Genomic DNA, 25,219 nt, shown 5'->3' with positions numbered 1-25,219 from the left:
GACGTCCCGGCATTAGCGTGCGCAGCATGAAATTGCGCATCGCCGTGAGCGTGCTTTTGTTGGCCGTGGTGGCGTTGCTGCTGAACGAGCTGGCGGTGACCAGGGAGAAGCACAAGGCCGAGCCCTTCGCGGGCGGGCACGTCCTGGAGCTGGACGGCCCCGATCTCAACGTGCGAGAGTACGGCCCGGCAGGCGACCGCGCCGTGGTGTTGCTGCACGGGTATTCGGCGTCGATCGAGTGGTGGGAGCAGGTGGCGCCGCGACTGGCCCGCGATCAGCGGGTGATCGCGATCGATCTGGTCGGCCACGGCGGCTCGGAGGCGCCCAATGACGGTGCTCCGTACCGTGCGGCAGAGCAGGCCAAGGCGGTGCACACCGCGCTGGTTCAACTCGGTGTGCGTCATGCGGCACTGATCGGGCATTCGATGGGCGGAGCGGTCTCCGCCGAACTGGCCCGGCAGTATCCGGATCTCGTGGAGCGTGTGGTGGTGTCCGATACCCCGGCTGCCGACGATCTGGTCACCATGCCGCTGCTCGGAAAGATGGTGTGCTGGCCGGTGATCGGCCCGGCGCTGGACCGATTCCGGACCGTGGATGCCATCACCGAGAGCTCGCTGCAGACCGGATTCGGCGCGGACTACCCGGTGCCGGACTACGCGCACCGCTCGCTGGAGCGCCTCACCTACGCCGGAGTCTGCGACTCCACCGAGGGTCCGCATCCGGTCGTGGAAACGCTTGCCGCACTGCACAAGCCCGTGCTGGTGCTGTGGGGCGACCAGGATGTACTGACCCCGACGGCCCCCAATGTCGAGCGCTATACGGAGGCCGGGCTGACGCCCGTGGTGATCAAGGGCTCCGGACACACGCCCATGGTCGAGCGGCCCGACCAGTTCCTCGCGGCGGTGACGGACTTCGTCAGGACCCCAGCCCCCGCGAGATGACCAGGCGCTGAATCTGGTTGGTGCCCTCGAAGATCTGGGTGATCTTGGCTTCGCGCATGTAGCGCTCCACCCGGAAGTCGCGGGTGTAACCGACACCGCCGAACACCTGCACGGCGTCGGTGGTGACCTTCATCGCGGCGTCGGTGGCGATCAGCTTGGCGACGCTGGCCTGGGTGGAGTAGGGCAGGCCTTGATCCCGGCGGCGTGCGGCATCCAGATAGGTGGCCCGGGCGCTGACCACGGCGGCGGCCATGTCGGCCAGCAGGAACCCGAGGCCCTGATGGTCGATGATCTTGCGGCCGAACGTGGTTCGTTCGTTGGCGTACCGGACGGCTTCGTCCAGGGCGGCCTGGGCGATGCCGACCGCGACGGCGGCGATCCCGAGCCGGCCGGAGTCCAGCGCGGAGAAGGCGATCGAAAGGCCTTGTCCCTCTTGGCCGATCAGCCGTTCGGCGTCGAGGCGGGCGTTGTCGTAGAACGCCGAGGTGGTGGGCACCGCGTGCAGGCCCATCTTCTCCTCGGGCTTGCCGAAGCTCAGCCCCTCGAGATCGCCGGGGACCAGGAAGCAGGAGATGCCCTTGGAGCCCTCACCGGTGCGGGCGAACAGGGTGTAGAAATCGGCCTTCCCGCCGTGGGTGATCCACGCCTTGGAACCGTTGAGCAGGTAGGCGTCGCCGTCGCGGGTGGCCTTGCAGTTCAGCGCTGCGGCGTCGGATCCGGCCTGCGGCTCGGACAGGCTGTAGGCGCCGATCTGCTCGCCCGAGAGCATCCCGGGCAGCCAGCGCTTCTTCTGCTCGTCGCTGCCGTAGGCGAGCAGCGGGTGCGACGAGAGGCTGTGCACGCTGACCGCGACCCCGACCGCGGCCCACCGCGCGGCGATCTCCTCCAGGACCTGCAGGTAGACCTCATACGGCTGGCCGCCGCCACCCCACTCCTCGGGCTGGGGCAGGCTGAGCAGCCCCGCCGCGCCGAGCTGGGCGAAGACGCCCTCGGGGTACGTCTCGGCTTTCTCGTGCTGGTCGACGATCGGATCGAGCACTTTGTCGGCGATGTCGCGGGTGAGCTCGATGAGCTCGCGGGCCTCATCAGAAGGGAGTAGGCGGTCCACCGACATAGTTGCATCTCCTAGTTTCTGGTCTATAGGACTGTACCGATGCGCCAGATCCAGGACGCCCGGTGGTATCTGAGAGGTTGGCATTCTGGCGCCCGGTCGGTATATGCCCCGGTGTGCCGCACTGTGACGAATGTGCACCCTGTGGCGGGAGATCCGCCGATTGGCAACGTTTTCCTACACGTTCGTCACAGTGTCCACAAACAGACGTGTGGCGCGGCCGGATCAACGCATCCGCGCGACGATCTGGATCTCGACCAGCGCGCCCGGCACCGCCAGCTCGGTGACGCCGACCGCGGTCCAGGCCGGGTACGGTGCGGGCACGAACTCGTCCTTGACCTCACCGAACACCTGCACATGCCGTTGCAGGCCGACGTGGTAGCTGGTGATGTCGGTGACGTCGGCGAAGGTCAGCCCGGCCTCCGCGAGCAGCCCGCGCAGGTTCTCGAAGGCCTGCGTGAACTGTGCCCGCGGGTCCTCGGCGACGCTCATATCGGGGCGGATCCCGATCATCCCCGAACAGCGCAGGTGATCGCCGTCGACGACCGCCGGTGCGAAGTGGTGGTCGTCGTACATCGACTGCATCCACTGCGGGACAACTATTTTCATACTGGGCTCCTGGCTCAGTGAAGTTGCGGGCCTACCGTGAAAACGCGAAAGCCCCCTTTCCCGAAGGAACAGGGGGCTGTCGCGTCCTCTCGACAGGAGGACTAGACGCGCTCCGCGACGGGCAGCGCCGCGAGGATGTCGTTGACGCGGTCGCGGGCGTCGCCGAACAGCATCTGGGTGTTCTCCCGGAAGAACAGCGGGTTCTGCACGCCGGCGTAGCCCGAGGCCATGGACCGCTTGAACACGATGACGTGGTCGGCGTTCCACACCGTGAGCACCGGCATGCCGGCGATCGGGCTGCTCGGATCCTCGGCCGCGGCCGGGTTCACCGTGTCGTTGGCGCCGATGACGAGCACGACGGAGGTGCCGTCGAAGTCGTCGTTGATCTCGTCCATCTCGAGCACGATGTCGTAGGGCACCTTGGCCTCGGCCAGCAGCACGTTCATGTGGCCGGGCAGGCGGCCCGCGACGGGGTGGATGCCGAAGCGGACGTTGACGCCGCGCTCACGCAGCTTGCGGGTCAGGTCGGCGACACCGTACTGGGCCTGGGCCACGGCCATGCCGTAGCCGGGCGTGATGATGACCGAGTCGGCGTGGCTGAGCAGTTCGGCCGCACCCTCGGCGTTGATCTCGCGGTGCTCGCCGTAGTCCTTGTCCTCGGCGGGCCCGGCCTCGATGCCGAAACCACCGGCGATCACGGAGATGAACGACCGGTTCATCGCCTTGCACATGATGTAGGACAGGTAGGCACCGGAGGAGCCGACGAGGGCGCCGGTGATGATCAGCAGATCGTTGCCGAGCAGGAAGCCGGAGGCGGCCGCGGCCCAGCCCGAGTAGCTGTTGAGCATCGACACCACGACGGGCATGTCGCCACCGCCGATCGAGGCCACCAGGTGCCAGCCGAGCAGCAGCGCGAGCACGGTCACCACGATGAGCAGCCACAGGTGCGGCTCGATGACGAACCACACGGTCAGCGCGGCGAACACGACCAGCGCACCGATGTTGAGGAAGTTCTTGCCGGGCAGCATCAGCGGCGCGGACTTGATGCGTGCCGACAGCTTGAGGTTGGCCACGATCGAGCCGGTGAAGGTGACGGCACCGATGAAGACACCGATGAACACCTCGGCCGAGTGGATGCCGAGCATCTTCTCGCCGACCAGCTTCACGGCTTCCTCGCCGCCGAGGTTGTTCTCGACGTGCAGGTAACCGTTCCAGCCGACGAGTACCGCGGCCAGACCGACGAAGCTGTGCAGCAGCGCGATCAGTTCGGGCATGCCGGTCATCTCGACGACCTTGGCGCGCCACAGGCCGATCGCGGCGCCGACGATCATCGCGCCGATCAGCAGGGCCAGGCCCAGCGGCTCGATCTTGCGCTCGAACGCCAGCGCGATGGTGGCGATCAGGGCGACCGCCATGCCGGTGATGCCGAAGGTGTTTCCGGCCCGCGACGTTTCGTGTTTGGACAGTCCGGCCAGGGCCAGGATGAACAGCAGGGCCGCGACGACGTAGGCGGCCGAGGCAACGTTTTCTAGGGTGAACATGGAATCCGTTCCAAAGTTTCTGGGGTGGGCAGCGTCTAGCTGCGGGAGAACATCGCGAGCATGCGACGCGTCACCGCGAAGCCGCCGAATACGTTGATGCTGGCCAGCAGGATGGCCACGAAGGCCAGCGACGTGATGGCGATGTCGCCGTGGCCGATCTGCAGCAGGGCGCCCACCACGATGATTCCGGAGATCGCGTTGGTCACCGACATCAGCGGGGTGTGCAGCGCGTGGTGCACATTGCCGATCACGTAGTAGCCGATCACGATCGCCAGTGCGAACACGGTCAGGTGGACCTGCAGCGCTGCCGGTGACATCGCGATCAGGGCGAAGATCGCGGCCGCCGCGGCGAAGGTGACGCCGAGACGGCGTCCGGTCGACATCGGCTTCTTCTCTTCTTTGACCACCGGGGCAGCCGCGGCGGGCTGAGCGGCCGGGGCAGCCGAGACCTGTACCGGCGGCGGGGGCCAGGTGGTCTCGCCGTCGCGCACCACGGTCATCGAGCGCTGCACCACGTCGTCCCAGTCGAGGACGACCTTGCCGTCCTTCTCCGGGGTCAGCAGTTTGAGCAGGTTGACCAGGTTGGTGCCGTACAGCTGGGAGGCCTGGGCGGGCAGGCGGCCGGCCAGGTCGGTGTAGCCGATGATGGTCACACCGTTGTCGGTGATGATCGCCTGGTCCTTGACCGTGCCCTCGACGTTGCCGCCGTTGGCCGCGGCCATGTCGACGATGACGCTGCCGGCCTTCATCGAGGCGACCATCTCGGCGGTGATGATGCGCGGCGCGGGCCTGCCGGGAATCAGCGCGGTCGTGACGATGATGTCGACGTCCTTGCACTGCTCGGCGTACAGCTGCGCCTCGCGGGCCTTGTAGTCGTCGTCCATCTCTTTGGCGTAGCCGGTGGCCGAGACTTCGGCGTTCTCGTTCGCGACGGACAGGTACTCGCCGCCGAGGGAGGCGACCTGATCGGCCACCTCGGGCCGCGGGTCGGTGGCCCGCACGATCGCGCCGAGGCTGCCTGCCGCGCCGATGGCAGCCAGGCCGGCGACACCGGCACCGACCACGAGCACCTTGGCCGGGGGCACCTTGCCCGCCGCGGTCACCTGGCCGGTGAAGAACCGGCCGAAGCTGTGGGCGGCCTCGACCACGGCGCGGTAGCCGGCGATGTTGGCCATCGATGACAGCACGTCCAACGACTGGGCCCGGGAGATACGCGGCACCGCGTCCATCGCCAGCACCGTGATCGGGCGGGTGGACAGCTTCTCGACCAGCTCGGGCTTGAGCCCGGGGGAGATCAGGCTGACGAGGGTCGCGCCGTCGCGCAGCTTGCCGATCTCGGCATCATCGGGTGCATTGACCTTCAGCACGACGTCGGCGTCCCACGCCTGGCCGATCTCGGCACCGGCGTCGAGGTAGGCAGCATCGGAGAAACTCGAGGCAGCGCCGGCGCCGGTTTCTACGACTACCTCATAGCCGAGCTTGATAATCTGTCCGACAGTCTGCGGCGTGGCGGCGACGCGCGTTTCACCAGTCAGGGACTCGCGCGGTATCCCGATGATCATCGATTTTCGGTCCGATCTAGTTGGTTGGGCATGGAAGAGTGTCGCATTGCATGTGGAATAGGTGAGGACCCCCCATGTCGATAAGCGGTGTGCTCAGGGTGTGGCTTTGCCCTTGACCTGCGCAGATGCGTTGCGTCTAACCAGGAAGATCACACAAACGGGGGATATCACCGGCCGGCGGTGGACCTCCTGGTCAACCGCTCACAACCAGTCCCGGCGTTTGAACATCACGTACAACAGGACGACCAGCACAACGATCAAAATGCTGCTGGCGATGAACCCCACTGCAGTATTGATCCCGGGGTACAGCACGTTCTGGCCGTAGAAACCCGTGATGGCGGTCGGCACCGCGATGATGGCGGCCCAGCCGCTGAGTTTCTTCATCACCGTGTTGAGCCGGGCGTCCTGCAGGGACAGGTTGGTCTCGAACACCGTGGTGACCATGTCGCGCAGGGATTCGGTCCACTCCGAAGCCCGCAGCACGTGGTCGTACAGGTCGGCGTAGAGCGGGTCCAGGTCGGGCGAGGTGGACGAGTCCATCCTGCGGTGCTGGATGGTGCTGACCACCTCGCGCATGGGCAGCACCACGCGGCGCAGTTCGACCAGGTCCTTGCGCAGCTGGAAGGTGCGCCGTTGCAGGCCGCGACGTGGACCGCCGTCGGCGAACAACTCGTCCTCGAGCCCTTCGATGGCATCGTCGAGCGCCTCGACGGCCTCGAAGTGCCCGTCGACCACGACATCGAGCAGCGCGTGGACCAGCGAGCCGACGCCGTACCGCTGGCCGCCGAGGTCGTCGAAGCGGCGCGACACCTTGCTGATGTCGAACTCGGTGGCCTCACCGTTGTAGCTCGGCAGTCGGACGGTGATCAGGCCCCGCGGCAGGACGAAGGCCGAGATGCGATGTTTGATCAACAGTGACGTGTCGGGGGTGGCGTCCGGCTCCGGCTCCCGGGTGTCCACGGCGTACACCGTGAAGAACGTATGGGTGTGGTACACCGAGGTTTTCGTGCGTTCCTTGGGTGCGACGGCGTCCTCGACCGCCCACATGTTGAGCCCGAGCTCGGTGGCCAGTTCGCGAAGTGCCTCGTGGTCGGGGTCGTAGATGTCGGCCCACACCAGGGTGTCCTCGTCGGTCAGGCAGTCCGAGATGTCCGTGAACTTGAAGCCGCCGTCGACCGGCTGTCCGTTGCGCCACACTCGTCCCTGCACCTGCCTCACGAGGCGGCCACCATCGGCAGCAGGTAGGTGCGCACGTAGTCGCGGGTGTCTTGCAGGCTGGTCAGTTTGATGCCGGTGTGCGGAGTGACGATGAACGACAACGTAAGTCGGGTGTGCAGCTCGGCGACGGTGCGGATGTGGCGTTCCTGTGCCGGAGTGGTTTCGGTCGTCCCGTACAGGTCGGTGCGCAGCTGTGCGGCCGAGTACTCCGTGGCGAAATCGATGATGGCCCCGGCATCGACGGTGAGGCTGGGCAGGATCGTCTCGGGTTCGGTGCGCAGGAGCTTCTTGAGCAGGGCGTGGTCCCGCAGGAAGGTCACCGTGAAGACGGTGCCATAGACGAGTCGGTCTTCCAGGGTTTCGGCGTGGGCCCGGGCCTGCGCGCTGCCCTCCAGGTAGCGGCGAGCCTCGGACAGCACGAGGGCGTCGATGAGGGCGTCCTTGGTCGGAAACCGCCGGTAGAGCGTGGCGCGGCCGACACCGCTGCGGCGGGCCACGTCCTCCATCGTCGTACGCCGGATTCCGACCAGTTCCGCCTGCTGGAGCGTCGCGGACAGGATCCGGGTGCTGATCGGGTCGGGCTCGCGCACGCGGGCCAGCACCGCGGGATCCGGTTCGGCGAGGCGCCGCACGAAGTCCGCTGTTCGCGTGGAAGTCACGGAATCCCTCCTTGCCCGTCGGTCCCGATGGCCGTAGCCTAACCATCGAGACTAGCGAGACAATGAACGTATCACCGTCTCACCGTCTCACCATAGTTGTCCGTGCCGACGAGGGAGGGCGTTATGAGCATCGGATTGTGGACCCGCTGGATGGCGCTGCATGCCGTACCGAAGGCGTTCATGTCGTTTCAAGGCCGCACGGGCAATCCGATGGGCGCGCTCATCTCCAGCCACGGCAAAGGCATCGACCCGTATCCGCTGATGGAGCAGATCCGTCGACGCGGCCCACTGGTGAAGACCCCGTTCGTCTGGGTCACCGTCGACCACGAGGTCGCTCGGGAAATCCTGCGGGACAAGCGGTTCGGCGTCACCCCGCCGACTGGGATGGGGATGCCGAAACCGGTTCAGAAGCTGCTGGACCGGACCGACCCGAAAGTGGCCAATCCGGTGGAGCCGCCGGCGATGGTCATCGTCGACCCGCCGGCGCACACGCAATACCGGCAGCTGGTGGCGCAGAGTTTCACCCCGCGCGCGATCGACAAGCTCGACGCCAGGGTGGCCGAGGTGACCGCGGAACTCATCGGTCGGCTCGCCGGCGCGTCCCACCCCGATCTGATCGCGGACTTCGCCGCCGTCCTTCCGGTCGCCATGATCGCCGAGATCCTCGGGCTGTCCGGCGAATCCCATGCGCAACTGCTCGAGTGGGGTCACGACGGGGCGCCGCTGCTCGATGTCGGGATCCCGTGGCGGACCTACCGTCGTGGCATCGACGGGATGCGTGGTCTCGACGGATTCCTCGCCGACCTTTTCGACAAGGTCCGCGCCGGAGCCGCGGAGGACAACCCGTTCACCAAGATGGCCGCCGACCACACGCTGACCGACCACGAACTCGCCGCCAACGCAGCGCTTCTCATCGGCGCCGGCTTCGAAACCACCGTCAACCTCATCGGCAACGGGATCGTGCTGCTGCAGCAGCACCCCGATCAACTCGCCCTGCTGCGCGACAACCCGGACCTGTGGCCCGCCGCGGTCGAAGAGATCCTGCGCATCGAAAGCCCGGTGCAGATGACCGCGCGCACCGCGCGGTGCGACGTCGAGATGGCCGGGCAGCTGCTGCCCGCCGGAACCATGGTCGCGGTTCTGTTGGGCGGCGCCAACCGGGATCCGCGGGTATTCACCGAGCCGACGCGCTTCGACATCACCCGCCCCAACGCCCGTGACCACCTGGCCTTTGCGTCGGGCATCCACGTCTGCCTGGGCGCCGCGCTGGCCCGCATCGAAGGCGCCACCGCCCTGCGTGCGCTGTTCGAGGCCTACCCCGACCTGCGACTGACCGAGACTCCCCGCCCGAGAGGGCTGGTCAATCTGCACGGATATGTGAAGCTGCCGGCCCTGCTGGGGACCAGGCGCACGGAGCCGGCCGGTCTGGTCTACTGATCTGGGTACTCTCGGTGGGGACCTGCCAGATCTTGAACGCGAGGCCCACACTTCCCATGACGGATTCCCCACTCGACGGACTGATGGCGCGCGTCGGCGGTGTCAGCGGCATGGTCTACTCGGCGCTGCCGGTGACCGTGTACGCGACGGTCTCGGCTCTCTCGGGGCGGGTGCCCGCGATCATCGCCGCGCTGGCGACGGCGGCCGTCGTGCTCGGCTGGCAACTGCTGCGCCGCGAATCGGTCCGGCCCGCGGTGTGGGGATTCGTCGGGGTGGCGGGCTGCGCGCTGCTGGCCCTGGTGACCGGCCAGGCCAAGGACTTCTATCTCCCGGGGATCTGGATGTCCCTGGCCTCGGCCATCGTCATGACCGCCTCGATCTTCGTCAGGCGCCCGCTCGTCGGCGTCATCTGGGCCTGGGCGACGGGCCGCGACGGCACCTGGCGACAGGTTCCCGGGGTGCGGCGGGTCTTCAACATCGTCACCGCGGTCCTGGCAGCCGTGTCCTGGTCGCGGTTCCTCGTGCAGAACTACCTCTACGACACGGGTCAGGACAGCCTGCTCGCGGTGGCGCGGCTGGCGATGGGCTGGCCATTGTTCGTCGTCACCACCACGCTGGTCCTGCTCAGCGCCCGGTACGCGATCCGGGCGCTGGCCCGCTCAGCGACCTGAGCGAAGCCCATCGTCAGCCGTTGCCGGCGATCAACCCGTACTCGGCCAGCAGTTCACCGATCTCGTTGTCGGTGACCTTGCCGATCACGCGCTTGCGGATGATCTCCGGGACGGGCAGGTCGACCTCTTTGCCGTCGCGCAGATGCACCGTTCCGGCGATCAGTTTGCGGACGTCGTAGGTGGAGTTGAACACCTCGGGCACCCCGCGCTCGATACCCAGCAGCTGATAGGCCGCCTCCATCCCGGTCCGCACCGAGTACTCGGTGGTGAAGATGCAGTCGCGGGTGGTCTCGGCGAATTGACCGATGAACGCGAAGTTCACCGCGCCCTCCGGGACGACGGCGGGACGATCGCCTGCTTGCCGTGGCATGAAGAACGCCGTCACGTACGGCATCATCACGGGCACGGTCTTGGCGGCATCGGCGGCCAGTTCGGGGATGTCGGCTTCCGGCACACCCAGGTGGTACAGCCACTCCTGGGTGATCTCCTCGCCGGTGCACTCGCTGAGCGACTTCTTCACGTAATCGCCCGGGGTGTCGACGAACAACCCGTACACCCAGACCACGATCTGGTCGGAGGGCTGCTGCTTGAAATGCGGCTGCCGGTTGACGGTCCAGCTCATCAGCCACTTCGAGTCCCGAGCCGTCACGATGCCACCGGTAACCACCTTGCCGGAGAACGGATCCCGCTTGCAGATCTTCTGGATGTACTCGGGGATGCGGTGATCCAGGGTGGTCACGGTGGCCGATTCCCACTTCGTCTCGGGGATGTGGGCGCCGAAGACGTCGGGGCGCCCGAACGACGGATCCTTCGCCGCGATGCGGCGCCACAGATCCCAGGCGGGCGCGGGACCGGTGTTGAGCTTGGCGGCAGTGTGGTGGTTGCCGTCGTCGGAGTTCTCGGTCAGTGAGCCGATGGTGGTGAGCACCAGGTCGTTCGGGCCGAGGTCGACACCACCCGGCTCACCGTCCTTGATCCAGTGGATCCTGGTGGCCTGCTTGCGATCCGCGGTGATGTCGAAGTCGATGTCGGTGACCTCGGTGTCGAAGTGGAAGGTCACCCCCTGATCCAGGAGCCATCTGTACATCGGCAGCACGAGCGACTCGTACTGGTTGTATTTCGTGAACTTCAGCGCCGACAGATCCGGCAGGCCCTTGATGTGGTGGATGAAGCGGTGGATGTACAGCTTCATCTCCAGCGCGCTGTGCCACTCTTCGAACGCGAACATGGTGCGCCAGTACAGCCAGAAGTTGCTGTCCAGGAAGTCTTTCCCGAAGACCTCGTTGATGCGCTTGTTCTCCAGCTCTTCGCGTGTCGCGAGGAACACCTTGACGATGTCCTTCTGCGCCTTGGCGTTGAGCCCGAACTTGTTGTCGGTGTGGGTGTCCTGGCCGCGGTTCTCGGTGGCCCGGCACAGGCTGTAGTTGGGGTCGTCCTTGTTGAGCCAGTAGAACTCGTCGAGCACGCTGGCGCCCTCGATCTCGAGCGAGGGAATGGTCCGGAACAGGTCCCACAGGCATTCCATGTGGTCTTCCATCTCACGCCCGCCGCGGATCACGAAGCCCTTCTCGGGTTCCTTGATGCCGTCCAGCGCGCCGCCGGGCAGCTTCAGCCGCTCCAGGATGGTGATCTTGTCGCCGGGGAGTTGACCGTCGCGGATCATGAACACCGCCGACGACATCGACGCCAGGCCGGCGCCCACGAACCAGGCGGTCTTGTCTTCTACGCCCTCGGGTTTGCGGGGACGTGCAAATGCTTCGTAATTACCACTGCTGTAATACATCTCGCCCACTTTCTCCTCAGTTGTACTTGTAGAAGCCCTCGCCGGTGGCGAGGCCCAGCTTGCCTTTGTCGATGTAGTTCTCTTTGAGCCATGCGGCGAGCTTCTGATCCTCGGCATCGCCGTTGGCCATGATGTTGTACGGCGTGGTCAGGCCGATGATGTCGTAGATCTGGAACGGGCCGACGGGTGCGCCGGTGGCGATCCGCCAGGTGTCGTCGACGGCGCTGGGGTCGGCGTAGCCGCCGGCGGCCAGTTCGGCGGCGGCGTTGAGGAACGGCACCAGGAGGGAGTTGAGGACGTAGCCGGCCTTCTCCTTGTGCAGTTCGATGGGCACCATGCCGATGGCCTTGGCGAACTCGACCACCTCGGCGAAAACAGCCGGGTCGGTGTCGGTGGTCCCCATGATCTCGGCGGTGTTGAACTGCCACACACGGTTTGCGAAGTGCAGCGCCAGAAACTTGTCGGGCCGGCCGGTGGAATCCTTGAGGTCACTGGGCAGCAGTGTCGAGGAATTGGTGGCGAAGATCGTCTTGGCCGGCGCGAGTTCACCGAGCTTCTGGTAGGTCTCCCGCTTGAGATCGAGGATCTCGGGGATCGCCTCGATGACCAGGTCGGCGTCGGCCACGGCCGCGGCGAGATCGGAGGTGAGTGTGAGCCGGTTCAGTGCTTCCTGGGCCTTGCCGTCACGGGCATCGGGTACCTCGTTGGCGTAGGTTTCGGCCAGCTTCTGGAAGCGGTCCTTGGCCGTCTCGAGAACCTTGTCGTTGATGTCGTAGGCCGTGACGGTGAAGCCCTTGAACGCGGACTGGAACGCGATCTGGGAACCGAGCACTCCGGTGCCGAGCACGGTCACCGTCTTGATGGAGTCGGTCACGATGTTTCTCCTTCTCGTGGTGTTGTGGATGCCAGGAACCCCAGCACGATCTGGTTGATCTGCTGGAGCAGTTCGTGAGCACCGTCGGCGCCCCACTTCATGCCGGTCGACGGCTGGACCACCAGCAGATGCAGGGCCGCGAAGACGCTTCTGGCGGCGCGGTCGGCGTTGGCCTGCAACTCGGTGTCGGTGGCCGGATCCGCTGCACGGCAGTGCGTCAGGCGGGCGGCGATCGCATCTTCGAGCCTTTTGACGTGCGCGAGGCCTTCGGCGCGGAAACGCTCGGTGGGGGCGCCGAACAGCAATTCGCGTTGGTAAGCCGTCGCGTTGTCCGGCTGACGTGCGGCCTCGGTGATGACGGGTGCCACCATCGCGAACACAGCGGCGCTCGGATCGTCGATATCGGCCGCGTTGCGCATACCGGTCTCGATCGCCTGCCGGAACTGGTCGTTGTAGACCATCAGCAGGAGCTCGGCTTTCGATGACGCGTACCTGAACAAGGTGCCGGCGGCGACATCGGCGGTGTCGGCGATCTGAGCCACGGTGACCGCCTCGAACCCGTGCGCCTCGAAGAGTGAACGCGCTGCGGCGAAGATCCGCTGTTGCTTGTCGTGCATGTTGCGGGTCCGTCGGCCTGTCGACCGCCCGGTCCGCTGTCGGGTCGCCTCGGGCATCGTGTTCACCTCGCTAATGAGTGTGCTCATTAATGAGCGTACTCACTAACGCTTCAGAGCGTCAACTTCGGGTGGCAAATAAACTCACCTCGATTTCAGACCTTCACCGCGGCCGCGCCCGCCGGTAGCAATACCCGGGTGAACGGAACGCTGCCCGGTTGCTGTTGTCGCTGAAGCCAATCGCCACCTCCTGCCTTCAGCAACAGAAAGCTGCCCACAGTGTCTGTGTTCGTCGACATCGTTCCCAGCGAGGCCGAAGCCGGCCCGCCACGTCCCGTTGCGCCGTCGAACCGCTGGCGCACCCTGCTGACCAGGTCCGCATTGCCGCTGCTGTCGGTCGTGGTGTTCTTCGCGGTATGGCAGGCCGTTGCCTGGGCCGAGATTTGGAATCAGACGTTCGTTCCCTATCCGTCGACGGTCTGGCGCGCGTTCGTCGACGTATCCACCACGCATGACGGGGCCCGCGGCTACGCGGGGTATCTGCTCTACGAACACCTCTACATGACGCTGCGCCGTGTCCTGGCCGGTGTGGTCATCGGCGTGGTCGTCGGCGTCGCACTCGGCCTGCTCATGGGTTCGGTCGGATGGCTGCGCAGCGTGCTCGAGCCGTGGCTGACGTTCCTGCGTGCCCTGCCGCCGCTGGCGTACTTCTTCCTGCTGGTGATCTGGCTGGGCATCGACGAGGCGCCCAAGATCACGCTGCTTGCGCTGGCGGCCCTGCCGCCGGCCGCCGTGGCCACCACCGCGGCCGTCGTCGCCGCACCCGTCGGACTGCAGGAGGCGGCCCGGGCGCTGGGGGCCAGTCGGGCGCAGGTCATCCGTGACGTCGTGGTGCCCTCGGCGCTGCCGGAGACCTTCACCGGAATCCGGCTGGCGGTCGGCATGGCGTATTCGTCGGTGGTGGCCGCCGAACTGTTCAACGGCATCCCCGGCATCGGCGGATTGGTCAAGGACGCAAGCAATTACAACAACACACCGGTCGTATTGGTGGGGATCTTCGCCATCGGGATCTCCGGCCTGGTGATCGATGGAGGCTTGCGTGCCGTGGAGCGGCGCGCTGTTCCCTGGAGAGGAAAAATATGAGAATCAAGGCGCTGTTCGCCGCGTCGGTGGCAGTGGCCGCCGCGACGTTCGGGCTGTCGGCCTGCGCGGTCGACCACTCCGGGGGAAGCTCCGAGAAGCCCACCATTCGCCTTGGCTACCAGTCCTTTCCGAGTGGGGACCTGATCGTCAAGAACAACAAGTGGCTCGAAGAGGCGCTGCCCGACTACAACATCAAGTGGACCAAGTTCGATTCCGGGGCCGACGTCAACACCGCGTTCATCGCCAAGGAACTGGACTTCGGTGCGCTGGGCTCGAGTCCGGTGGCCCGCGGTTTGTCGGCCCCGCTGAACATTCCGTACAAGGTGGCGTTCGTGCTCGACGTGGCCGGTGACAACGAGGCCCTGGTGGCCCGTGACGGCGCCGGCGTCAACTCGATCGCCGACCTGCGGGGCAAGCGGATCGCCACCCCGTTCGCGTCCACCGCGCACTACAGCCTGCTGGCCGCGCTGGCTCAGAATGGGCTGTCTCCCAGTGATGTTCAGCTGATCGACCTGCAGCCGCAGGCCATTCTCGCGGCCTGGGAGCGCGGCGACATCGCCGCGGCCTACAGCTGGCTGCCCACGCTGGACCAACTCCGTAAGACCGGCAAGGATCTGATCACCAGCCGGCAGTTGGCCAAGGACGGCAAGCCCACGCTGGATCTTGCCGCGGTGTCCGACGAGTTCTCCACCGCGCATCCAGAGGTGGTCGACATCTGGCGCAAGCAGCAGGCCCGCGCGCTGAACGTCATCAAAGATGACCCGCAGGCCGCGGCCAAGGCGATCGCGGCCGAGGTCGGGCTCAGCCCGGAAGATGTTGCCGGGCAACTGAAGCAGGGTGTCTACCTGACGCCTGCTGAGGTGGCCTCCCCCGAGTGGCTGGGTAGTGACGGCGCACCGGGCAACATCGCCGCCAATCTGCAGAGCGCGTCGCAGTTCCTGGCCGATCAGAAGCAGATCCCCGAGGCCGCGCCGCTGCAGACCTTCAAGGACGCGATCTATACGAAGGGGTTGCCGGATGTCATCGTCAAGTAGTGACGCCTCCGGCGCGCTGAAGATCCGCAACGTCGCCCATCGTTATGGGCGCGGCTCTGAGGAGGTGACCGCGCTCGGCCCGGTGGATCTCGACGTCGAACCCGGCTCGTTCCTGGTCCTGGTGGGGGCATCGGGGTGCGGCAAGAGCACACTGCTGCGTCTGATCGCCGGCTTCGAGACCCCGTCCGAGGGCGAGGTCGAGGTGTCCGGTTCCCGCCCGACGCCCGGGGTCACCTCGGGCGTGGTCTTCCAGCAGCCGCGGCTGTTTCCCTGGCGCACCGTCGGCGGCAACGTGGACCTGGCGCTCAAGTACGCCAACGTGCCTCGTGAGCGGCGGGCCGAGAGGCGCGAGGAACTGCTGGAGCGCGTGGGCCTGGAAGGCACTGCCAAACGCAGGATCTGGGAGATCAGCGGCGGGCAGCAGCAGCGCGTCGCGATCGCGCGGGCGCTGGCCGCCGAGACCCCGCTGTTCCTGTTGGACGAGCCGTTCGCGGCGTTGGATGCGCTCACCCGTGAACGGCTGCAGGAGGATGTCCGCCAGGTGAGTGCGGAGTCCGGCCGCACAACGGTTTTCGTGACGCACAGTGCCGACGAGGCCGCGTTCCTGGGGTCACGGATCGTGGTGCTGACCCGGCGGCCCGGGAAGATCGCCCTGGACCTGCCGGTGGAACTGCCGCGTGCCGGTGTCGACGCGCACGAACTGCGCCGCTCGCCGGAGTACTTGAAGTTGCGGACGGATGTGAGTGAGGCCGTGAAGCTCGCCGCGGCGTAGCCGCGAGTTGGACTGGAGTGGCGTAGCCGCGAGTTGGACTGGAGTGGCGTAGCCGCGAGTTGGACTGGAGCGGCGTAGCCGCGAGTTGGACTGCAGCGGCGTAGCCCTACGCGCCCAAAGTGACGCCATGGTCGTAAACCCTCACGGGCAACGACCATGGCGTCACTTTCGCGTCAGGCTCGTCGTTGCAGGAACCCGTCGATCAGGCTCGCGACCTCGTCGAGATGGGTCTCCAGCAGGAAGTGCCCGCCGTCGAGCAGGTGGATCTCGGCGTCGACCGCGTCCTTGCCGAAGGCCCGGGCACCGTCGGGGCCGAAGATGGGATCGCCCTTGCCCCAGACGGCAAGTACGGGAACCGCACTGGTGCGCAGGTACTCGTGCAGCGCCGGGTACAACGGGGCATTGGTCGCGTAGTCCCGGAACAGCTTGAGCTGCACCAGATCATTACCGGGCCGGGCCACCATCGCCGCGTCGTGCACCCAGGTGTCGGGGTTGACCAGGCTCTCGTCGGAAACCCCGGTCAGGTACTGCCATTTGATGCCGTCGACGCTCAATGCGGTCCGAACTCCCGCCTCGGTCTCGGGGGTCTGCTCGCGCTGGTAGGCCCACACCCCGGTCCAGAAGCTCTCGACGAAGCCCTCGTCATAGCCGTTGCCGTTCTGGCTAACGATCGCGGTGATGGCTTCCGGATGCCGCAGTGCCAGTCGCCAGCCGATCGGGGCGCCGTAGTCCTGGACGTAGATCGCGTAACGCGACACCCCGAGTTGGTTCAGCAGGCCGTCGGTCAGGTCGGCCAGCGCGTCGAAGGTGTAGTCGAACTCGTCGGTCGCCGGTGCATCGGAGTGTCCGTAGCCCAGGTGATCGGGTGCGATGACGTGGTAGCGCTCGGCCAACCGGGGGATGAGGTCGCGGAACATGTACGAGCTCGTCGGGAAGCCGTGCAGTAGCACGATCGCCGGTGCGTCCGGCGCACCTGCCTCGCGGTAGAACAGCCGCTGACCGTCGACGGTGGCGTAGCGATGGTGAACCGTCATGGCTAACTCCTTTAACTAGTTTTAGTGGTTAGTGACATCTAACGCCGGACGCCATAACCTGTCAATAGTTGTTTGGAGGTTAGAAATGGAGCTCGTTGAGGTGGGCCTGCGGGACGCGGCCCTGCTGCTGGATCTGCTCAACACCACGCCGGTGGTCGAGGGAAGGCAGCGCGACATACTCGCGGATGGCGCGCAGGCGTCGACCTGGCTGCGCGAGCACGGGGCGACCGAGGCCGAACTGGCGGAGCTGGTCGAGGCCAGGAACGTGCTCCAGGCGGTAGTCCGCGGGGCCGAGTCGGCAGCCGCGTTGGAGCCGCATCTCAATGAGGTGGGACTGCGGGTCCGCGCCACAACGGGCGGCGTGAGGTGGGAACTCGATACCGATGACACGAGGCGCAGTGCCGTGCGGGCCATCCTGGCCTGGGACGCGCTGCGGGTCGTGAGTCCGGGGCGGCTACGCGCGTGCGGTAATCCGGACTGCCGGCTGTTCCTGATCGATCGCAGCAAGCCGAACACCGCTCGCTGGTGTTCGATGGCTACCTGCGGAAACCGCATGAAGGCGCGCCGGCATCACCAGCGCGCCAGGACTGCGAAGACTGACGAACAGTCCTGATTACACCGGGGGGTAGGCCGGCGGCGGGTAGACGCCGCGCAGACCCCAGGCCAGCCACGGAAAGAAGAAGTCGCTCTCGTCGCTGAGGTCGTAGTCAGGATTCGGATCCATGCCCGGAGTCTAGACGCACTGGGCAAGGCCGGAACAGGGCCGCGAAGAGAATTGCCTACACTCTTCAACCATCTAGTTGATTGATTTCCTGGGCAAGGTCCGGGCGATGCTGATAGTGAGTGTGCTATGTCATCCGATGCAGAGGGCGGCCGGGGCCGCGGAGGCGCGGCTGCCAACGGGACGTCCCGCCGCGACGAGCTCCTGACCGTCGCGGCCAAGCTGTTCGCCGCCCGCGGCTATCACGGCACCCGGATGGACGATGTCGCCGAGGCTGTCGGCCTGAACAAGGCCACGGTCTACCACTACTACTCGAGCAAGTCGCTGATCCTCTACGACATCTACAAGAGCACCGCGGACTTCACCGTCGAGGCCCTCCACGACGACCCCACCGCCTCGGCACGGGAGACCATCTACAACTTCACCCGGCGACTGCTGGTCGGGATCGCCGGCGACCTGGAGCGCGCCGCGGTCTATTTCCAGGAAGGCCCCTACATCGCGGAATGGTTCACCGAGGAGCAGGTGGCCTACATCCGGCGCGCTGAGACCCAGGTCTACGAGCATGTCCGCGACGTGATCGACCGCGGCATCGCCAGCGGCGAGTTCTACGACTGCGATTCGCATGTCCTGGCCCTCGGCTACATCGGGATGACGCTGGGCTCCTACCGCTGGCTGCGACCGCACGGCAGACGGAGCGCCCAGGAGATCGCCGTCGAGTTCAGCACCGCGCTGCTGCGTGGGCTGATCCGCGACGAGGTGACCCGCAACGAGTCTCCGCTCGGTGTCGACATCGAGGAAAAGGCCTAGAACGTGACTGATCTGTTCCGACTGGACGGCAAGGTCGCCGTCGTCACCGGAGGCGGCCGTGGCATCGGCCTGATGATGGCCCGTGGCCTGCTGCAGGCGGGGGCGTCGGTGTACGTCTCGAGCCGCAAGGAGGCCGAGCTGTCCGCGGCGGTGGACGCGTTGTCCCCGCTCGGCCGGATCTCCGCGGTTCCTGCCGACCTGGGGACCGCCGAAGGGGTCGCGGCGCTCACCGCGGCGGTGACGGGGCGCGAGGACGCGATACACGCGCTGTTCAACAACGCGGGCGCGGCCTGGGGCGCACCGTACGACCAGTTCCCGGAGTCGGGGTTCGACAAGGTCTACGACGTCAACGTCAAAGGCGTGTTCCTGCTGACCCGGGCGCTCACGCCGCTGCTGAATGCCGCTGCCACCGAAGAAGATCCGGCGCGCGTGATCAACACCGGCAGCATCGACGGCATCGTCGCGCCCGGCAAGGGCCGCGACAACTTCTCCTACAGCGCCAGCAAGGCTGCCGTGCACATGCTGACGCGGCACCTCGCCGGGGAACTGGCCCCGCGGATCCTGGTCAACGCGATCGCACCGGGCCTGTTCGAATCCCGGATGACCAAGGAGATGCTGCGCGGCGGCGTCGATGAGGTAGGTGGCGGTCTCCCCTTGGGCCGGATCGGTCAGCCCGACGACATCGCCGGGATCTCGGTGTTCCTGGCCAGCCGGGCCAGCGCGTACATCACGGGCGCGGTCATCCCGGTCGATGGCGGCGTGAGCACCATCAGGTGACGGGCAGGGTGAACCAGCCCCACGCCAAGAAGGCGAACACACCGATAAAGACGATGTCGCCGGCCATGTAGGGCCACTCGCTGCGACGAAATCTGGTCGTGGCCGCACCAGCCATGAACAGGGCCAGGCCGCAGGCCGCCACCGGGGTCAGCACGGGCGCGATACCCACCGCGACGGGCAGCACCAGGCCGATTCCACCGACGAGTTTGATCGTCGCGATCGCCGTGAGGTGGCCGTCGCCGAAATCATCGACCCAATGCTGATTTCTTCCCAGCGACCGGTACTTCTGCCGGGACATGAACAACAGGCTGGCCCCGCCGGCCACGTAGGCCGCTGCCGCGACGATGGTGATGATCCACAGGGTGGTGTGCATTCTTCGCTCCGTTTCGTGGTTACGTCTGGGCTTCGTAGTTACGTCGGGCCCTGCCGACTCGTCACCCTTATGACGGATCCGTGCGAGGAGAGGTAACCGATGACGCCCGAGGCATCACTGGCGGAGACATTCGAGCAACAGCGCCCGCGCCTGCTCGCGGTGGCCCACCGCGTCCTCGGCTCACGAGCGGACGCCGAGGACGCCGTGCAGGAAGCCTGGCTACGCCTATCGCGTCAAGACGCGGACTCGATCGAGAATGTCGTCGGCTGGCTGACAACTGTGTTGGGCCGCATCTGTATCGACATGTTGCGGTCGCGCTCCAGCCGCGCCGAGCTGACGCCCACCGCCGACCTTCCTGAACTCGTCGTCACCGAAGACGTCGACTCGCCGGAGGACGCCGCGGTGCTCGCGGACTCGGTCGGGCTGGCGATGCTCGTCGTGCTGGGATCACTGCGCCCGGACGAACGCCTGGCGTTCGTCCTGCACGACATGTTCGCCGTGCCGTTCGCCGACATCGGGCAGATCCTCGACAAGTCGAGCGACGCCGTCAAGATGATGGCCAGCCGCGCGCGCCGGAAGGTGCAGGACGTGCCGCCGCCCACCGGCGACCGCCGCCGGAAGCAGGAGCAGCGTGAGGTCGTCGACGCCTTCCTGGCCGCCGCTCGTGACGGCGACTTCGACGCGTTGTTGCGCGTGCTCGACCCCGACGTCAGCTGGCAGCGGTATACGGCCGCCGGAGTGACCGTCGGGACCGGGTCGGAGTCCGTCGTCGCCGCGGTCCGACGCGGCCAGGGAACCCGCGTCGTCGCCCGGAGGGTGTCGGTGAACGGCGAGCCGGGGATCCTGGCATGGGGGCCGAAGGGTCGTCCGCTCGGCGTGATGGCGTGCTCCGTCGACGGGGGCCGGCTGGTCGGGATCGTGTCGATCGTCGATCCACGAAGGCTGGCCCGGATGTCGCTGCCCGAGCCGCCTGCTGACGATTAACCTGGCGGCATGAAGTCGACGATCCTCTCGCGGCGCGACCTGGACTTCCTGCTCTACGAGTGGTTGGACGTCGAAAAGCTCACGACGCTGGACCGATTCACCGAACACTCGCGCGAAACCTTCGACGGTGTACTGGATCTGTGCGAGCAACTCGCGACCCGCTACTTCGCGCCGCACAACAAGCTCAGCGATGCCAACGAGCCGACGTTCGACGGACAGGCCGTCACTCTGATCCCTGACGTGAAAGAGGCGTGGGACGCATTCGCGGCGGCCGACCTGATCGCCATGGGGATGGACGCCGAGATCGGCGGCGCGCAGCTGCCCGCCACCGTCGCGCAGGCCGCGTTCGCATGGATCTCCGCGGCGAACGTGTCGACCTCGGGCTATCTGATGCTGACCATCGCCAATGCCAACCTGCTGGCCCGTTTCGGTTCGGCCGAGCAGATCGAGACCTTCGTCAAACCCATGCTGGCGGGCCGGTTCTCGGGCACCATGGCGCTGTCGGAGACCCAGGCCGGATCGTCGCTGGCCGACATCACCACCCGCGCCGAACCGCAGGCCGACGGCAGTTACCGGTTGTTCGGCTCGAAGATGTGGATATCCGGCGCCGAACATGAGCTCACCGAGAACATCGTCAATCTGGTGCTGGCCAAGATTCCGGGTGGCCCGGCCGGCACCAAGGGCATCTCGCTGTTCATCGTGCCGAAGTTCCTGGCCGACGGTACCCGCAACGGGGTGGCCATCTCCGGGCTGAATCACAAGATGGGACAACGCGGTATCACCAACACCGTGCTCAACTTCGACGGCGCGGTCGGTTACCTGGTCGGGGAGCCGCACCGCGGCATCGTCTACATGTTCCACATGATGAACGAAGCCCGCCTGGGTGTCGGGATGGGCGCTGTCGCGCTCGGCTACACCGGCTACCTCAAGTCGCTGGAGTATGCGCGCGAGCGTCCGCAGGGCCGACCGTTGGGCGTCAAAGATCCGTCGACCCCGCAGGTGCCGATCATCGAGCACGCGGACGTCAAGCGAATGCTGTTGGCGCAGAAGGCCTATGTCGAAGGTGGGCTGGCGCTCGCGCTCTACTGCGCCAAGCTGGTCGATACCGATGACACCGCGGTGCTCGACATTCTCACCCCGGTGGCCAAGAGCTGGCCGTCGCAATGGTGCGTGGAGGCCAACAGCCTGGCGATCCAGGTTCACGGCGGCTACGGCTACACCCGCGAGTACGACGTCGAGCAGCACTACCGCGACAATCGGCTCAACCCGATCCACGAGGGCACCCACGGTATCCAGAGCCTGGACCTGTTGGGTCGCAAGGTGACCCAGAACGGCGGAGCTGGTCTCGCGGCGCTGGGGGAGCGGATCGCCGCAACCGTCTCGCGGGCCACAGGTGCGGCTCCCGAGTTGGCCGCGCAACTGGACGCGTCCTGGCAGCGGCTGGTCGCGGTCACCGGCGCGATGTTCGCCTCCGGTGACGTCGAGGCCGCGATGGCCAACAGCGCCGTGTACCTCGAGGCGTTCGGGCACATCGTGGTGGCGTGGATCTGGCTGGAGCAGTACCTGGCGGCGGAAGGACGCACGGGCGACTTCTATGACGGCAAGCGTCAGGCCGCCCGGTACTTCTTCCGTTACGAACTGCCCAAGACCGCACCGCAATTGGACCTGCTGGAGAGTCTGGACCGCACCACGCTGGAGATGCGGGACAACTGGTTCTAACCGAACTCGATGATCTGGCGCACGGCCCGCCCCTCGGCCAGCTCGTCCATGCCGGCGTTGATCTGATCGAGGGTGATACTCGAGGACACCAGCTGCTCGACGGGTAGCCGTCCGGCGCGCCAGAGTTCGACGAACCGAGGGATGTCGCGGGCCGGTACCGCCGAACCCAGGTAGCTGCCGATCAGCGATCGGCCCTCGGCCACGAAACCCAACGGTGACACCGAGATTCGGGCGTCCGGACGGGGCAGGCCGACGGTGATCGTGCGACCGCCCGGCCCGGTGAGCGCGATTGAGGTTTCCAACGCGGCGGGGTGGCCCGCGGCTTCGATCACCACGTCGGCCTTGAGGTCGGCGGCCTGCTCGGGGGTGTAGGTCTCGTGCACGCCGAGTTCACGCGCCCGGGCCAGCTTGTCCGGCAGCTGGTCCACGCCGATGACGCGGACGCCGTCGTGGGCGAGCGCGGTCAGGGCCGCCGCCATGCCGACACCGCCCAGGCCGACCACTGCCACGGTCTGGCCGGCCCGCGGCGTGCCGACGTTCAGCACGGCACCGCCGCCGGTGAGCACCGCACAACCCAACAGTGAGGCCACCGTGGCGGGGACATCATTCGGGACGGGCACCACCGACCGGCGGTCGACGACGGCATAGGTGGCGAAACCGGATACCCCGAGGTGGTGGAACACCGGTTGGCCGTCGCGGGTCAGCCGGATGTCGCCGTTCATCAACGTGCCCGCGCCGTTGGCGGCCGATCCGGGACCGCAGGGTGTCAGGCCGTCGGTGGCACACGCGGGGCAATCCCCGCAGCGCGGCAGGAACGTCATCACCACTCGTTGGCCCACCGGCAGATCGGTGTCACCCGCTTCGACGATCCCGGCGGCCTCATGCCCCAGCAGCATCGGGACCGGGCGTACCCGGTTGCCGTCGACGACGGACAGATCGGAGTGGCACAGCCCCGCGGCCTCGATGCGCACCAGTAGTTCGCCCGGGCCGGGTTCGGCGAGGTCAAGGTCGCTCACCCGGATCGGCTGCGACGTGGCGTACGGGCGGGAGAGGCCGATGTGCTCAAGGACGGCTCCGCGGATCTTCATACCCACCAGCCTGTCACCTGCTGTCAGACTTCAGCCATGACCGACGCTGCCGACCTGACCCGCGAGGATTTTCCGCTGCACTGGCCGGTGCTGACCCGATGGACCGACAACGACATGTTCGGCCACCTCAACAACGCGGTGTATTACGAACTGTTCGACACGGCGATCAACGGCTGGATCAACACCAACTGCGACATCGATCCGGTCACCGCGCCCTGGCTCGGTGTGGTCGCCGAGTCCGGGTGCCGCTACTTCGCGGAGTTGAAGTTCCCCGACCCGTTGGTGGTCGGTCTGGCGGTGGCCCGGTTGGGGAACAGCAGCGTCACCTACCGGCTGGGATTGTTCGAGCCGGACGGGCCGGTGGCGGCGGTCGGCCACTGGGTGCATGTCTACGTGGACCGGACCACGCGCCGTCCGGTACCGATTCCCGACGTGATCCGCGATCTGCTGCGGTCGATATCATCGCCGGATGCCACTCGTGAGCAAGACCGTCGAGGTTGATGCCCCTGCCGACAAGATCATGGCGATCGTCGGTGATTTCGAGGCCTATCCGCAGTGGAACCCCGAGATCAAGGGCTGCTGGATCCTGGCCCGCTACGACGACGGCCGGCCCAGCCAGTTGCGGCTCGACGTCGAGATCCAGGGTCAGTCCGGCATCTTCATCAACGCCGTCTACTACCCGGCGGAGAACCAGATCTTCACCGTGTTGCAGCAGGGCGACCACTTCACCAAGCAGGAGCAGAGGTTCTCGGTCGTGCCCCTCGGGCCCGACAGCACGCTGCTTCAGGTTGACCTCGAGGTGGAGGTCAAGCTGCCGATCCCGGCCATGATGGTCAAGAAGCTCATCGGGGACACCCTGGACCACCTGGCCAACGCCCTCATCACCAGGGTGCAGCAGCTGACCTGAGGTCCCTTTCTCACCGAATGCGACGCAAACGTCGCTGACGACGCTGCGTTAGGACGCTTACGTCGCACTCGACGAGGTAGAGGCGGCCCACTCGCGCGTCAGTCCCACATCCCGATGTCGTCGAGCCGCGCGATGAGCCGTTGGGCTGCATCGGTGAACTGGTTCGCGTTGAGCTCCACTGCTGCCGTCGCATCCCGACGGCGCAGCGCGTCGATCAGCAGCCGGTGGTTCTCCACGGCCTCGGTGCCCCACTTCGGATCGGTCGAATAGATGAGGGCGGGCAGGTACCGCGCGACGTGCAGCAGGAACCAAGCCAGCTTGATGCGTCCGCTGGCATGGTTGAACGCCCGGTGGAAGGTGAACTCGGCGGACGAGATCGCCACGGGATCGTGAGCCTTGACCGCGGCCGCGAGCTCGGCATTGAGCTGTTCCAGCTCGTCGATCTCGGCGGCGGTGATGCGGGTTGTGGCGGTGGCGGCGAGCTCTCGCGCGATGGTGGCCTGCAACCAGAAGATGTCTTCGACGTCGGCGCGCGTGAGGGGCACCACGACGTGTCCGCGGTTGGGCTCCAGCTGCACCATGCCCTCGCCGCGCAGTGTGCGCAGTGCCTCCCGCACGGGGGTGATGCTCACCCCGAGCGCCGCGGCGGTCTCGTCGAGACGGATGAAGGTCCCGGGCCGCAGGACACCGGTCATGATCTCGGCCCGGAGCTGGGCGGCGACCTCGTCGGAAAGTTGCTCGCGCCGACCCCCGCGACGACGTTGCACGGCCACTCTGGCAGGTGCATTCACGGGAATCCGGTCGCCTTTCTGGTGGGCTTGTCGCCGAGGCGCCGAGGCC

At 66.6% G+C, this 25,219-nt stretch carries 27 protein-coding genes; 13 read left to right on the top strand and 14 right to left on the bottom strand.

Features of this window, described 5'->3' with window-relative positions; genetic code table 11:
• Window positions 1-26: 26 nt before the first annotated feature.
• On the top strand, window positions 27-941 hold the full coding sequence (locus EH231_RS31810; protein WP_090429210.1) for an alpha/beta fold hydrolase: 915 nt from the start codon (window positions 27-29) through the stop codon (window positions 939-941).
• Here the strand turns inward: EH231_RS31810 and EH231_RS31805 are convergent.
• The 6 genes from EH231_RS31805 to EH231_RS31780 all read right to left on the bottom strand — a co-directional run bounded on the left by EH231_RS31805 (window position 916) and on the right by EH231_RS31780 (window position 7,641).
• Entirely contained in the window at window positions 916-2,055 is a 1,140-nt protein-coding gene (locus EH231_RS31805; RefSeq protein ID WP_090429207.1) for an acyl-CoA dehydrogenase family protein, read from the bottom strand. The genes EH231_RS31810 and EH231_RS31805 overlap by 26 nt on opposite strands.
• Window positions 2,056-2,277: 222 nt before the next feature.
• Entirely contained in the window at window positions 2,278-2,661 is a 384-nt protein-coding gene (locus EH231_RS31800) for a RidA family protein (RefSeq protein ID WP_090429204.1), read from the bottom strand.
• Window positions 2,662-2,762: 101 nt separating this feature from the next.
• A complete protein-coding gene (gene pntB, locus EH231_RS31795) occupies window positions 2,763-4,202 on the bottom strand; it encodes a Re/Si-specific NAD(P)(+) transhydrogenase subunit beta (protein WP_090429201.1) in 1,440 nt (479 codons plus the stop codon).
• A 35-nt stretch (window positions 4,203-4,237) separates the two neighbouring features.
• Entirely contained in the window at window positions 4,238-5,764 is a 1,527-nt protein-coding gene (locus EH231_RS31790; protein ID WP_124714029.1) for a Re/Si-specific NAD(P)(+) transhydrogenase subunit alpha, read from the bottom strand.
• A 201-nt stretch (window positions 5,765-5,965) separates the two neighbouring features.
• On the bottom strand, window positions 5,966-6,982 hold the full coding sequence (locus tag EH231_RS31785) for a magnesium transporter CorA family protein (protein WP_090429195.1): 1,017 nt from the start codon (window positions 6,980-6,982) through the stop codon (window positions 5,966-5,968).
• The gene (locus EH231_RS31780; RefSeq protein ID WP_090429192.1) at window positions 6,979-7,641 is read right to left on the bottom strand and encodes a TetR/AcrR family transcriptional regulator; all 663 of its coding nucleotides are present in this window, start codon (window positions 7,639-7,641) and stop codon (window positions 6,979-6,981) included. The genes EH231_RS31785 and EH231_RS31780 overlap by 4 nt, the downstream gene beginning before the upstream one ends.
• Before the next feature lie 123 nt (window positions 7,642-7,764).
• Between EH231_RS31780 and EH231_RS31775 the strand changes: the two genes are divergently transcribed.
• Complete coding sequence (locus tag EH231_RS31775) at window positions 7,765-9,078, top strand: cytochrome P450 (protein ID WP_124714028.1); 1,314 nt, start codon at window positions 7,765-7,767, stop codon at window positions 9,076-9,078.
• A 56-nt stretch (window positions 9,079-9,134) separates the two neighbouring features.
• Window positions 9,135-9,749, top strand: a complete 615-nt coding sequence (locus EH231_RS31770) for a DUF3159 domain-containing protein (protein ID WP_164481102.1) — start codon at window positions 9,135-9,137, stop codon at window positions 9,747-9,749.
• 13 nt (window positions 9,750-9,762) lie between these two features.
• Here the strand turns inward: EH231_RS31770 and EH231_RS31765 are convergent, their stop codons facing one another.
• The 3 genes from EH231_RS31765 to EH231_RS31755 are packed head-to-tail and all read right to left on the bottom strand — an operon-like array spanning window position 9,763 to window position 13,110.
• Window positions 9,763-11,532, bottom strand: coding sequence for an oleate hydratase (locus EH231_RS31765; protein ID WP_124714027.1), 1,770 nt, complete (start codon window positions 11,530-11,532; stop codon window positions 9,763-9,765).
• Window positions 11,533-11,548: 16 nt separating this feature from the next.
• Window positions 11,549-12,406, bottom strand: coding sequence for a 3-hydroxyacyl-CoA dehydrogenase (locus EH231_RS31760; RefSeq protein WP_090429186.1), 858 nt, complete (start codon window positions 12,404-12,406; stop codon window positions 11,549-11,551).
• On the bottom strand, window positions 12,403-13,110 hold the full coding sequence (locus tag EH231_RS31755) for a TetR/AcrR family transcriptional regulator (protein WP_234927348.1): 708 nt from the start codon (window positions 13,108-13,110) through the stop codon (window positions 12,403-12,405). The genes EH231_RS31760 and EH231_RS31755 overlap by 4 nt, the downstream gene beginning before the upstream one ends.
• A 189-nt stretch (window positions 13,111-13,299) precedes the next feature.
• On the opposite strand from EH231_RS31755, the gene EH231_RS31750 reads away from it, so the two are divergent.
• The 3 genes from EH231_RS31750 to EH231_RS31740 are packed head-to-tail and all read left to right on the top strand — an operon-like array spanning window position 13,300 to window position 15,969.
• Complete coding sequence (locus tag EH231_RS31750) at window positions 13,300-14,163, top strand: ABC transporter permease (protein ID WP_124714026.1); 864 nt, start codon at window positions 13,300-13,302, stop codon at window positions 14,161-14,163.
• Window positions 14,160-15,197, top strand: a complete 1,038-nt coding sequence (locus EH231_RS31745; protein WP_090429182.1) for a taurine ABC transporter substrate-binding protein — start codon at window positions 14,160-14,162, stop codon at window positions 15,195-15,197. Before EH231_RS31750 ends, EH231_RS31745 begins: the two co-directional genes overlap by 4 nt.
• Window positions 15,181-15,969 carry an ABC transporter ATP-binding protein gene (locus tag EH231_RS31740; protein ID WP_090429180.1) on the top strand — a complete coding sequence of 263 codons (789 nt, stop codon included), beginning with the start codon at window positions 15,181-15,183 and terminating at the stop codon, window positions 15,967-15,969. The genes EH231_RS31745 and EH231_RS31740 overlap by 17 nt, the downstream gene beginning before the upstream one ends.
• 173 nt (window positions 15,970-16,142) lie before the next feature.
• On the opposite strand, the gene EH231_RS31735 is transcribed toward EH231_RS31740, so the two are convergent.
• A complete protein-coding gene (locus EH231_RS31735; RefSeq protein ID WP_124714025.1) occupies window positions 16,143-17,003 on the bottom strand; it encodes an alpha/beta fold hydrolase in 861 nt (286 codons plus the stop codon).
• Between the two features lie 85 nt (window positions 17,004-17,088).
• Between EH231_RS31735 and EH231_RS31730 the strand changes: the two genes are divergently transcribed.
• Window positions 17,089-17,616, top strand: coding sequence for a CGNR zinc finger domain-containing protein (locus tag EH231_RS31730; RefSeq protein WP_124714024.1), 528 nt, complete (start codon window positions 17,089-17,091; stop codon window positions 17,614-17,616).
• On the opposite strand, the gene EH231_RS31725 is transcribed toward EH231_RS31730, so the two are convergent.
• A complete protein-coding gene (locus EH231_RS31725) occupies window positions 17,617-17,727 on the bottom strand; it encodes a hypothetical protein (protein ID WP_003883225.1) in 111 nt (36 codons plus the stop codon). It abuts the gene before it with no gap.
• 126 nt (window positions 17,728-17,853) lie between these two features.
• Here EH231_RS31725 and EH231_RS31720 point away from each other — a divergent pair, with 126 nt between their 5' ends.
• Window positions 17,854-18,531, top strand: coding sequence for a TetR/AcrR family transcriptional regulator (locus EH231_RS31720; RefSeq protein ID WP_044514480.1), 678 nt, complete (start codon window positions 17,854-17,856; stop codon window positions 18,529-18,531).
• A 3-nt stretch (window positions 18,532-18,534) separates the two neighbouring features.
• Window positions 18,535-19,308 (top strand): SDR family oxidoreductase, encoded by a 774-nt coding sequence (locus tag EH231_RS31715; protein WP_124714023.1) that lies wholly within the window; start codon window positions 18,535-18,537, stop codon window positions 19,306-19,308.
• Here EH231_RS31715 and EH231_RS31710 read toward each other — a convergent pair.
• Window positions 19,301-19,681 (bottom strand): DoxX family protein, encoded by a 381-nt coding sequence (locus tag EH231_RS31710; protein ID WP_124714022.1) that lies wholly within the window; start codon window positions 19,679-19,681, stop codon window positions 19,301-19,303. The two genes, EH231_RS31715 and EH231_RS31710, sit on opposite strands and share 8 nt — an antisense overlap.
• A gap of 99 nt (window positions 19,682-19,780) precedes the next feature.
• Between EH231_RS31710 and EH231_RS31705 the strand changes: the two genes are divergently transcribed.
• On the top strand, window positions 19,781-20,665 hold the full coding sequence (locus EH231_RS31705) for a sigma-70 family RNA polymerase sigma factor (protein WP_124714021.1): 885 nt from the start codon (window positions 19,781-19,783) through the stop codon (window positions 20,663-20,665).
• A gap of 9 nt (window positions 20,666-20,674) precedes the next feature.
• Complete coding sequence (locus EH231_RS31700; protein ID WP_090429164.1) at window positions 20,675-22,384, top strand: acyl-CoA dehydrogenase; 1,710 nt, start codon at window positions 20,675-20,677, stop codon at window positions 22,382-22,384.
• Here EH231_RS31700 and EH231_RS31695 read toward each other — a convergent pair.
• On the bottom strand, window positions 22,381-23,472 hold the full coding sequence (locus EH231_RS31695; RefSeq protein ID WP_090429161.1) for an alcohol dehydrogenase catalytic domain-containing protein: 1,092 nt from the start codon (window positions 23,470-23,472) through the stop codon (window positions 22,381-22,383). The two genes, EH231_RS31700 and EH231_RS31695, sit on opposite strands and share 4 nt — an antisense overlap.
• Before the next feature lie 36 nt (window positions 23,473-23,508).
• Here EH231_RS31695 and EH231_RS31690 point away from each other — a divergent pair, with 36 nt between their 5' ends.
• Window positions 23,509-23,973 carry an acyl-CoA thioesterase gene (locus EH231_RS31690; RefSeq protein ID WP_090429158.1) on the top strand — a complete coding sequence of 155 codons (465 nt, stop codon included), beginning with the start codon at window positions 23,509-23,511 and terminating at the stop codon, window positions 23,971-23,973.
• Window positions 23,942-24,379 carry an SRPBCC family protein gene (locus EH231_RS31685; RefSeq protein ID WP_164481101.1) on the top strand — a complete coding sequence of 146 codons (438 nt, stop codon included), beginning with the start codon at window positions 23,942-23,944 and terminating at the stop codon, window positions 24,377-24,379. Before EH231_RS31690 ends, EH231_RS31685 begins: the two co-directional genes overlap by 32 nt.
• 98 nt (window positions 24,380-24,477) lie before the next feature.
• Here EH231_RS31685 and EH231_RS31680 read toward each other — a convergent pair whose 3' ends face one another.
• The gene (locus tag EH231_RS31680) at window positions 24,478-25,170 is read right to left on the bottom strand and encodes a GntR family transcriptional regulator (protein WP_090429151.1); all 693 of its coding nucleotides are present in this window, start codon (window positions 25,168-25,170) and stop codon (window positions 24,478-24,480) included.
• Window positions 25,171-25,219 lie beyond the last annotated feature (49 nt).

The sequence above is a fragment of the Mycolicibacterium nivoides genome (genome assembly GCF_003855255.1).
Lineage (GTDB): Bacteria > Actinomycetota > Actinomycetes > Mycobacteriales > Mycobacteriaceae > Mycobacterium > Mycobacterium nivoides.
The sequence above is the reverse complement of the archived record's forward strand: the minus strand, read 5'-3'. Positions and strand labels throughout refer to the sequence as shown.

Bases quoted from the DNA above. Each gene is read 5' to 3' on its own strand.
- EH231_RS31770 (WP_164481102.1), top strand. From the start codon at position 9,135: ATGACGGATTCCCCACTCGACGGACTGATGGCGCGCGTCGGCGGTGTC.
- EH231_RS31810 (WP_090429210.1), top strand. From the start codon at position 27: ATGAAATTGCGCATCGCCGTGAGCGTGCTTTTGTTGGCCGTGGTGGCG.
- EH231_RS31690 (WP_090429158.1), top strand. From the start codon at position 23,509: ATGACCGACGCTGCCGACCTGACCCGCGAGGATTTTCCGCTGCACTGG.
- EH231_RS31800 (WP_090429204.1), bottom strand. From the start codon at position 2,661: ATGAAAATAGTTGTCCCGCAGTGGATGCAGTCGATGTACGACGACCAC.
- EH231_RS31710 (WP_124714022.1), bottom strand. From the start codon at position 19,681: ATGCACACCACCCTGTGGATCATCACCATCGTCGCGGCAGCGGCCTAC.
- EH231_RS31775 (WP_124714028.1), top strand. From the start codon at position 7,765: ATGAGCATCGGATTGTGGACCCGCTGGATGGCGCTGCATGCCGTACCG.
- EH231_RS31755 (WP_234927348.1), bottom strand. From the start codon at position 13,110: ATGAGCACACTCATTAGCGAGGTGAACACGATGCCCGAGGCGACCCGA.
- EH231_RS31720 (WP_044514480.1), top strand. From the start codon at position 17,854: ATGTCATCCGATGCAGAGGGCGGCCGGGGCCGCGGAGGCGCGGCTGCC.
- pntB (WP_090429201.1), bottom strand. From the start codon at position 4,202: ATGTTCACCCTAGAAAACGTTGCCTCGGCCGCCTACGTCGTCGCGGCC.
- EH231_RS31745 (WP_090429182.1), top strand. From the start codon at position 14,160: ATGAGAATCAAGGCGCTGTTCGCCGCGTCGGTGGCAGTGGCCGCCGCG.
- EH231_RS31725 (WP_003883225.1), bottom strand. From the start codon at position 17,727: ATGGATCCGAATCCTGACTACGACCTCAGCGACGAGAGCGACTTCTTC.
- EH231_RS31765 (WP_124714027.1), bottom strand. From the start codon at position 11,532: ATGTATTACAGCAGTGGTAATTACGAAGCATTTGCACGTCCCCGCAAA.
- EH231_RS31730 (WP_124714024.1), top strand. From the start codon at position 17,089: ATGGAGCTCGTTGAGGTGGGCCTGCGGGACGCGGCCCTGCTGCTGGAT.
- EH231_RS31740 (WP_090429180.1), top strand. From the start codon at position 15,181: ATGTCATCGTCAAGTAGTGACGCCTCCGGCGCGCTGAAGATCCGCAAC.
- EH231_RS31705 (WP_124714021.1), top strand. From the start codon at position 19,781: ATGACGCCCGAGGCATCACTGGCGGAGACATTCGAGCAACAGCGCCCG.
- EH231_RS31735 (WP_124714025.1), bottom strand. From the start codon at position 17,003: ATGACGGTTCACCATCGCTACGCCACCGTCGACGGTCAGCGGCTGTTC.
- EH231_RS31805 (WP_090429207.1), bottom strand. From the start codon at position 2,055: ATGTCGGTGGACCGCCTACTCCCTTCTGATGAGGCCCGCGAGCTCATC.
- EH231_RS31685 (WP_164481101.1), top strand. From the start codon at position 23,942: ATGCCACTCGTGAGCAAGACCGTCGAGGTTGATGCCCCTGCCGACAAG.
- EH231_RS31695 (WP_090429161.1), bottom strand. From the start codon at position 23,472: ATGAAGATCCGCGGAGCCGTCCTTGAGCACATCGGCCTCTCCCGCCCG.
- EH231_RS31700 (WP_090429164.1), top strand. From the start codon at position 20,675: ATGAAGTCGACGATCCTCTCGCGGCGCGACCTGGACTTCCTGCTCTAC.
- EH231_RS31790 (WP_124714029.1), bottom strand. From the start codon at position 5,764: ATGATCATCGGGATACCGCGCGAGTCCCTGACTGGTGAAACGCGCGTC.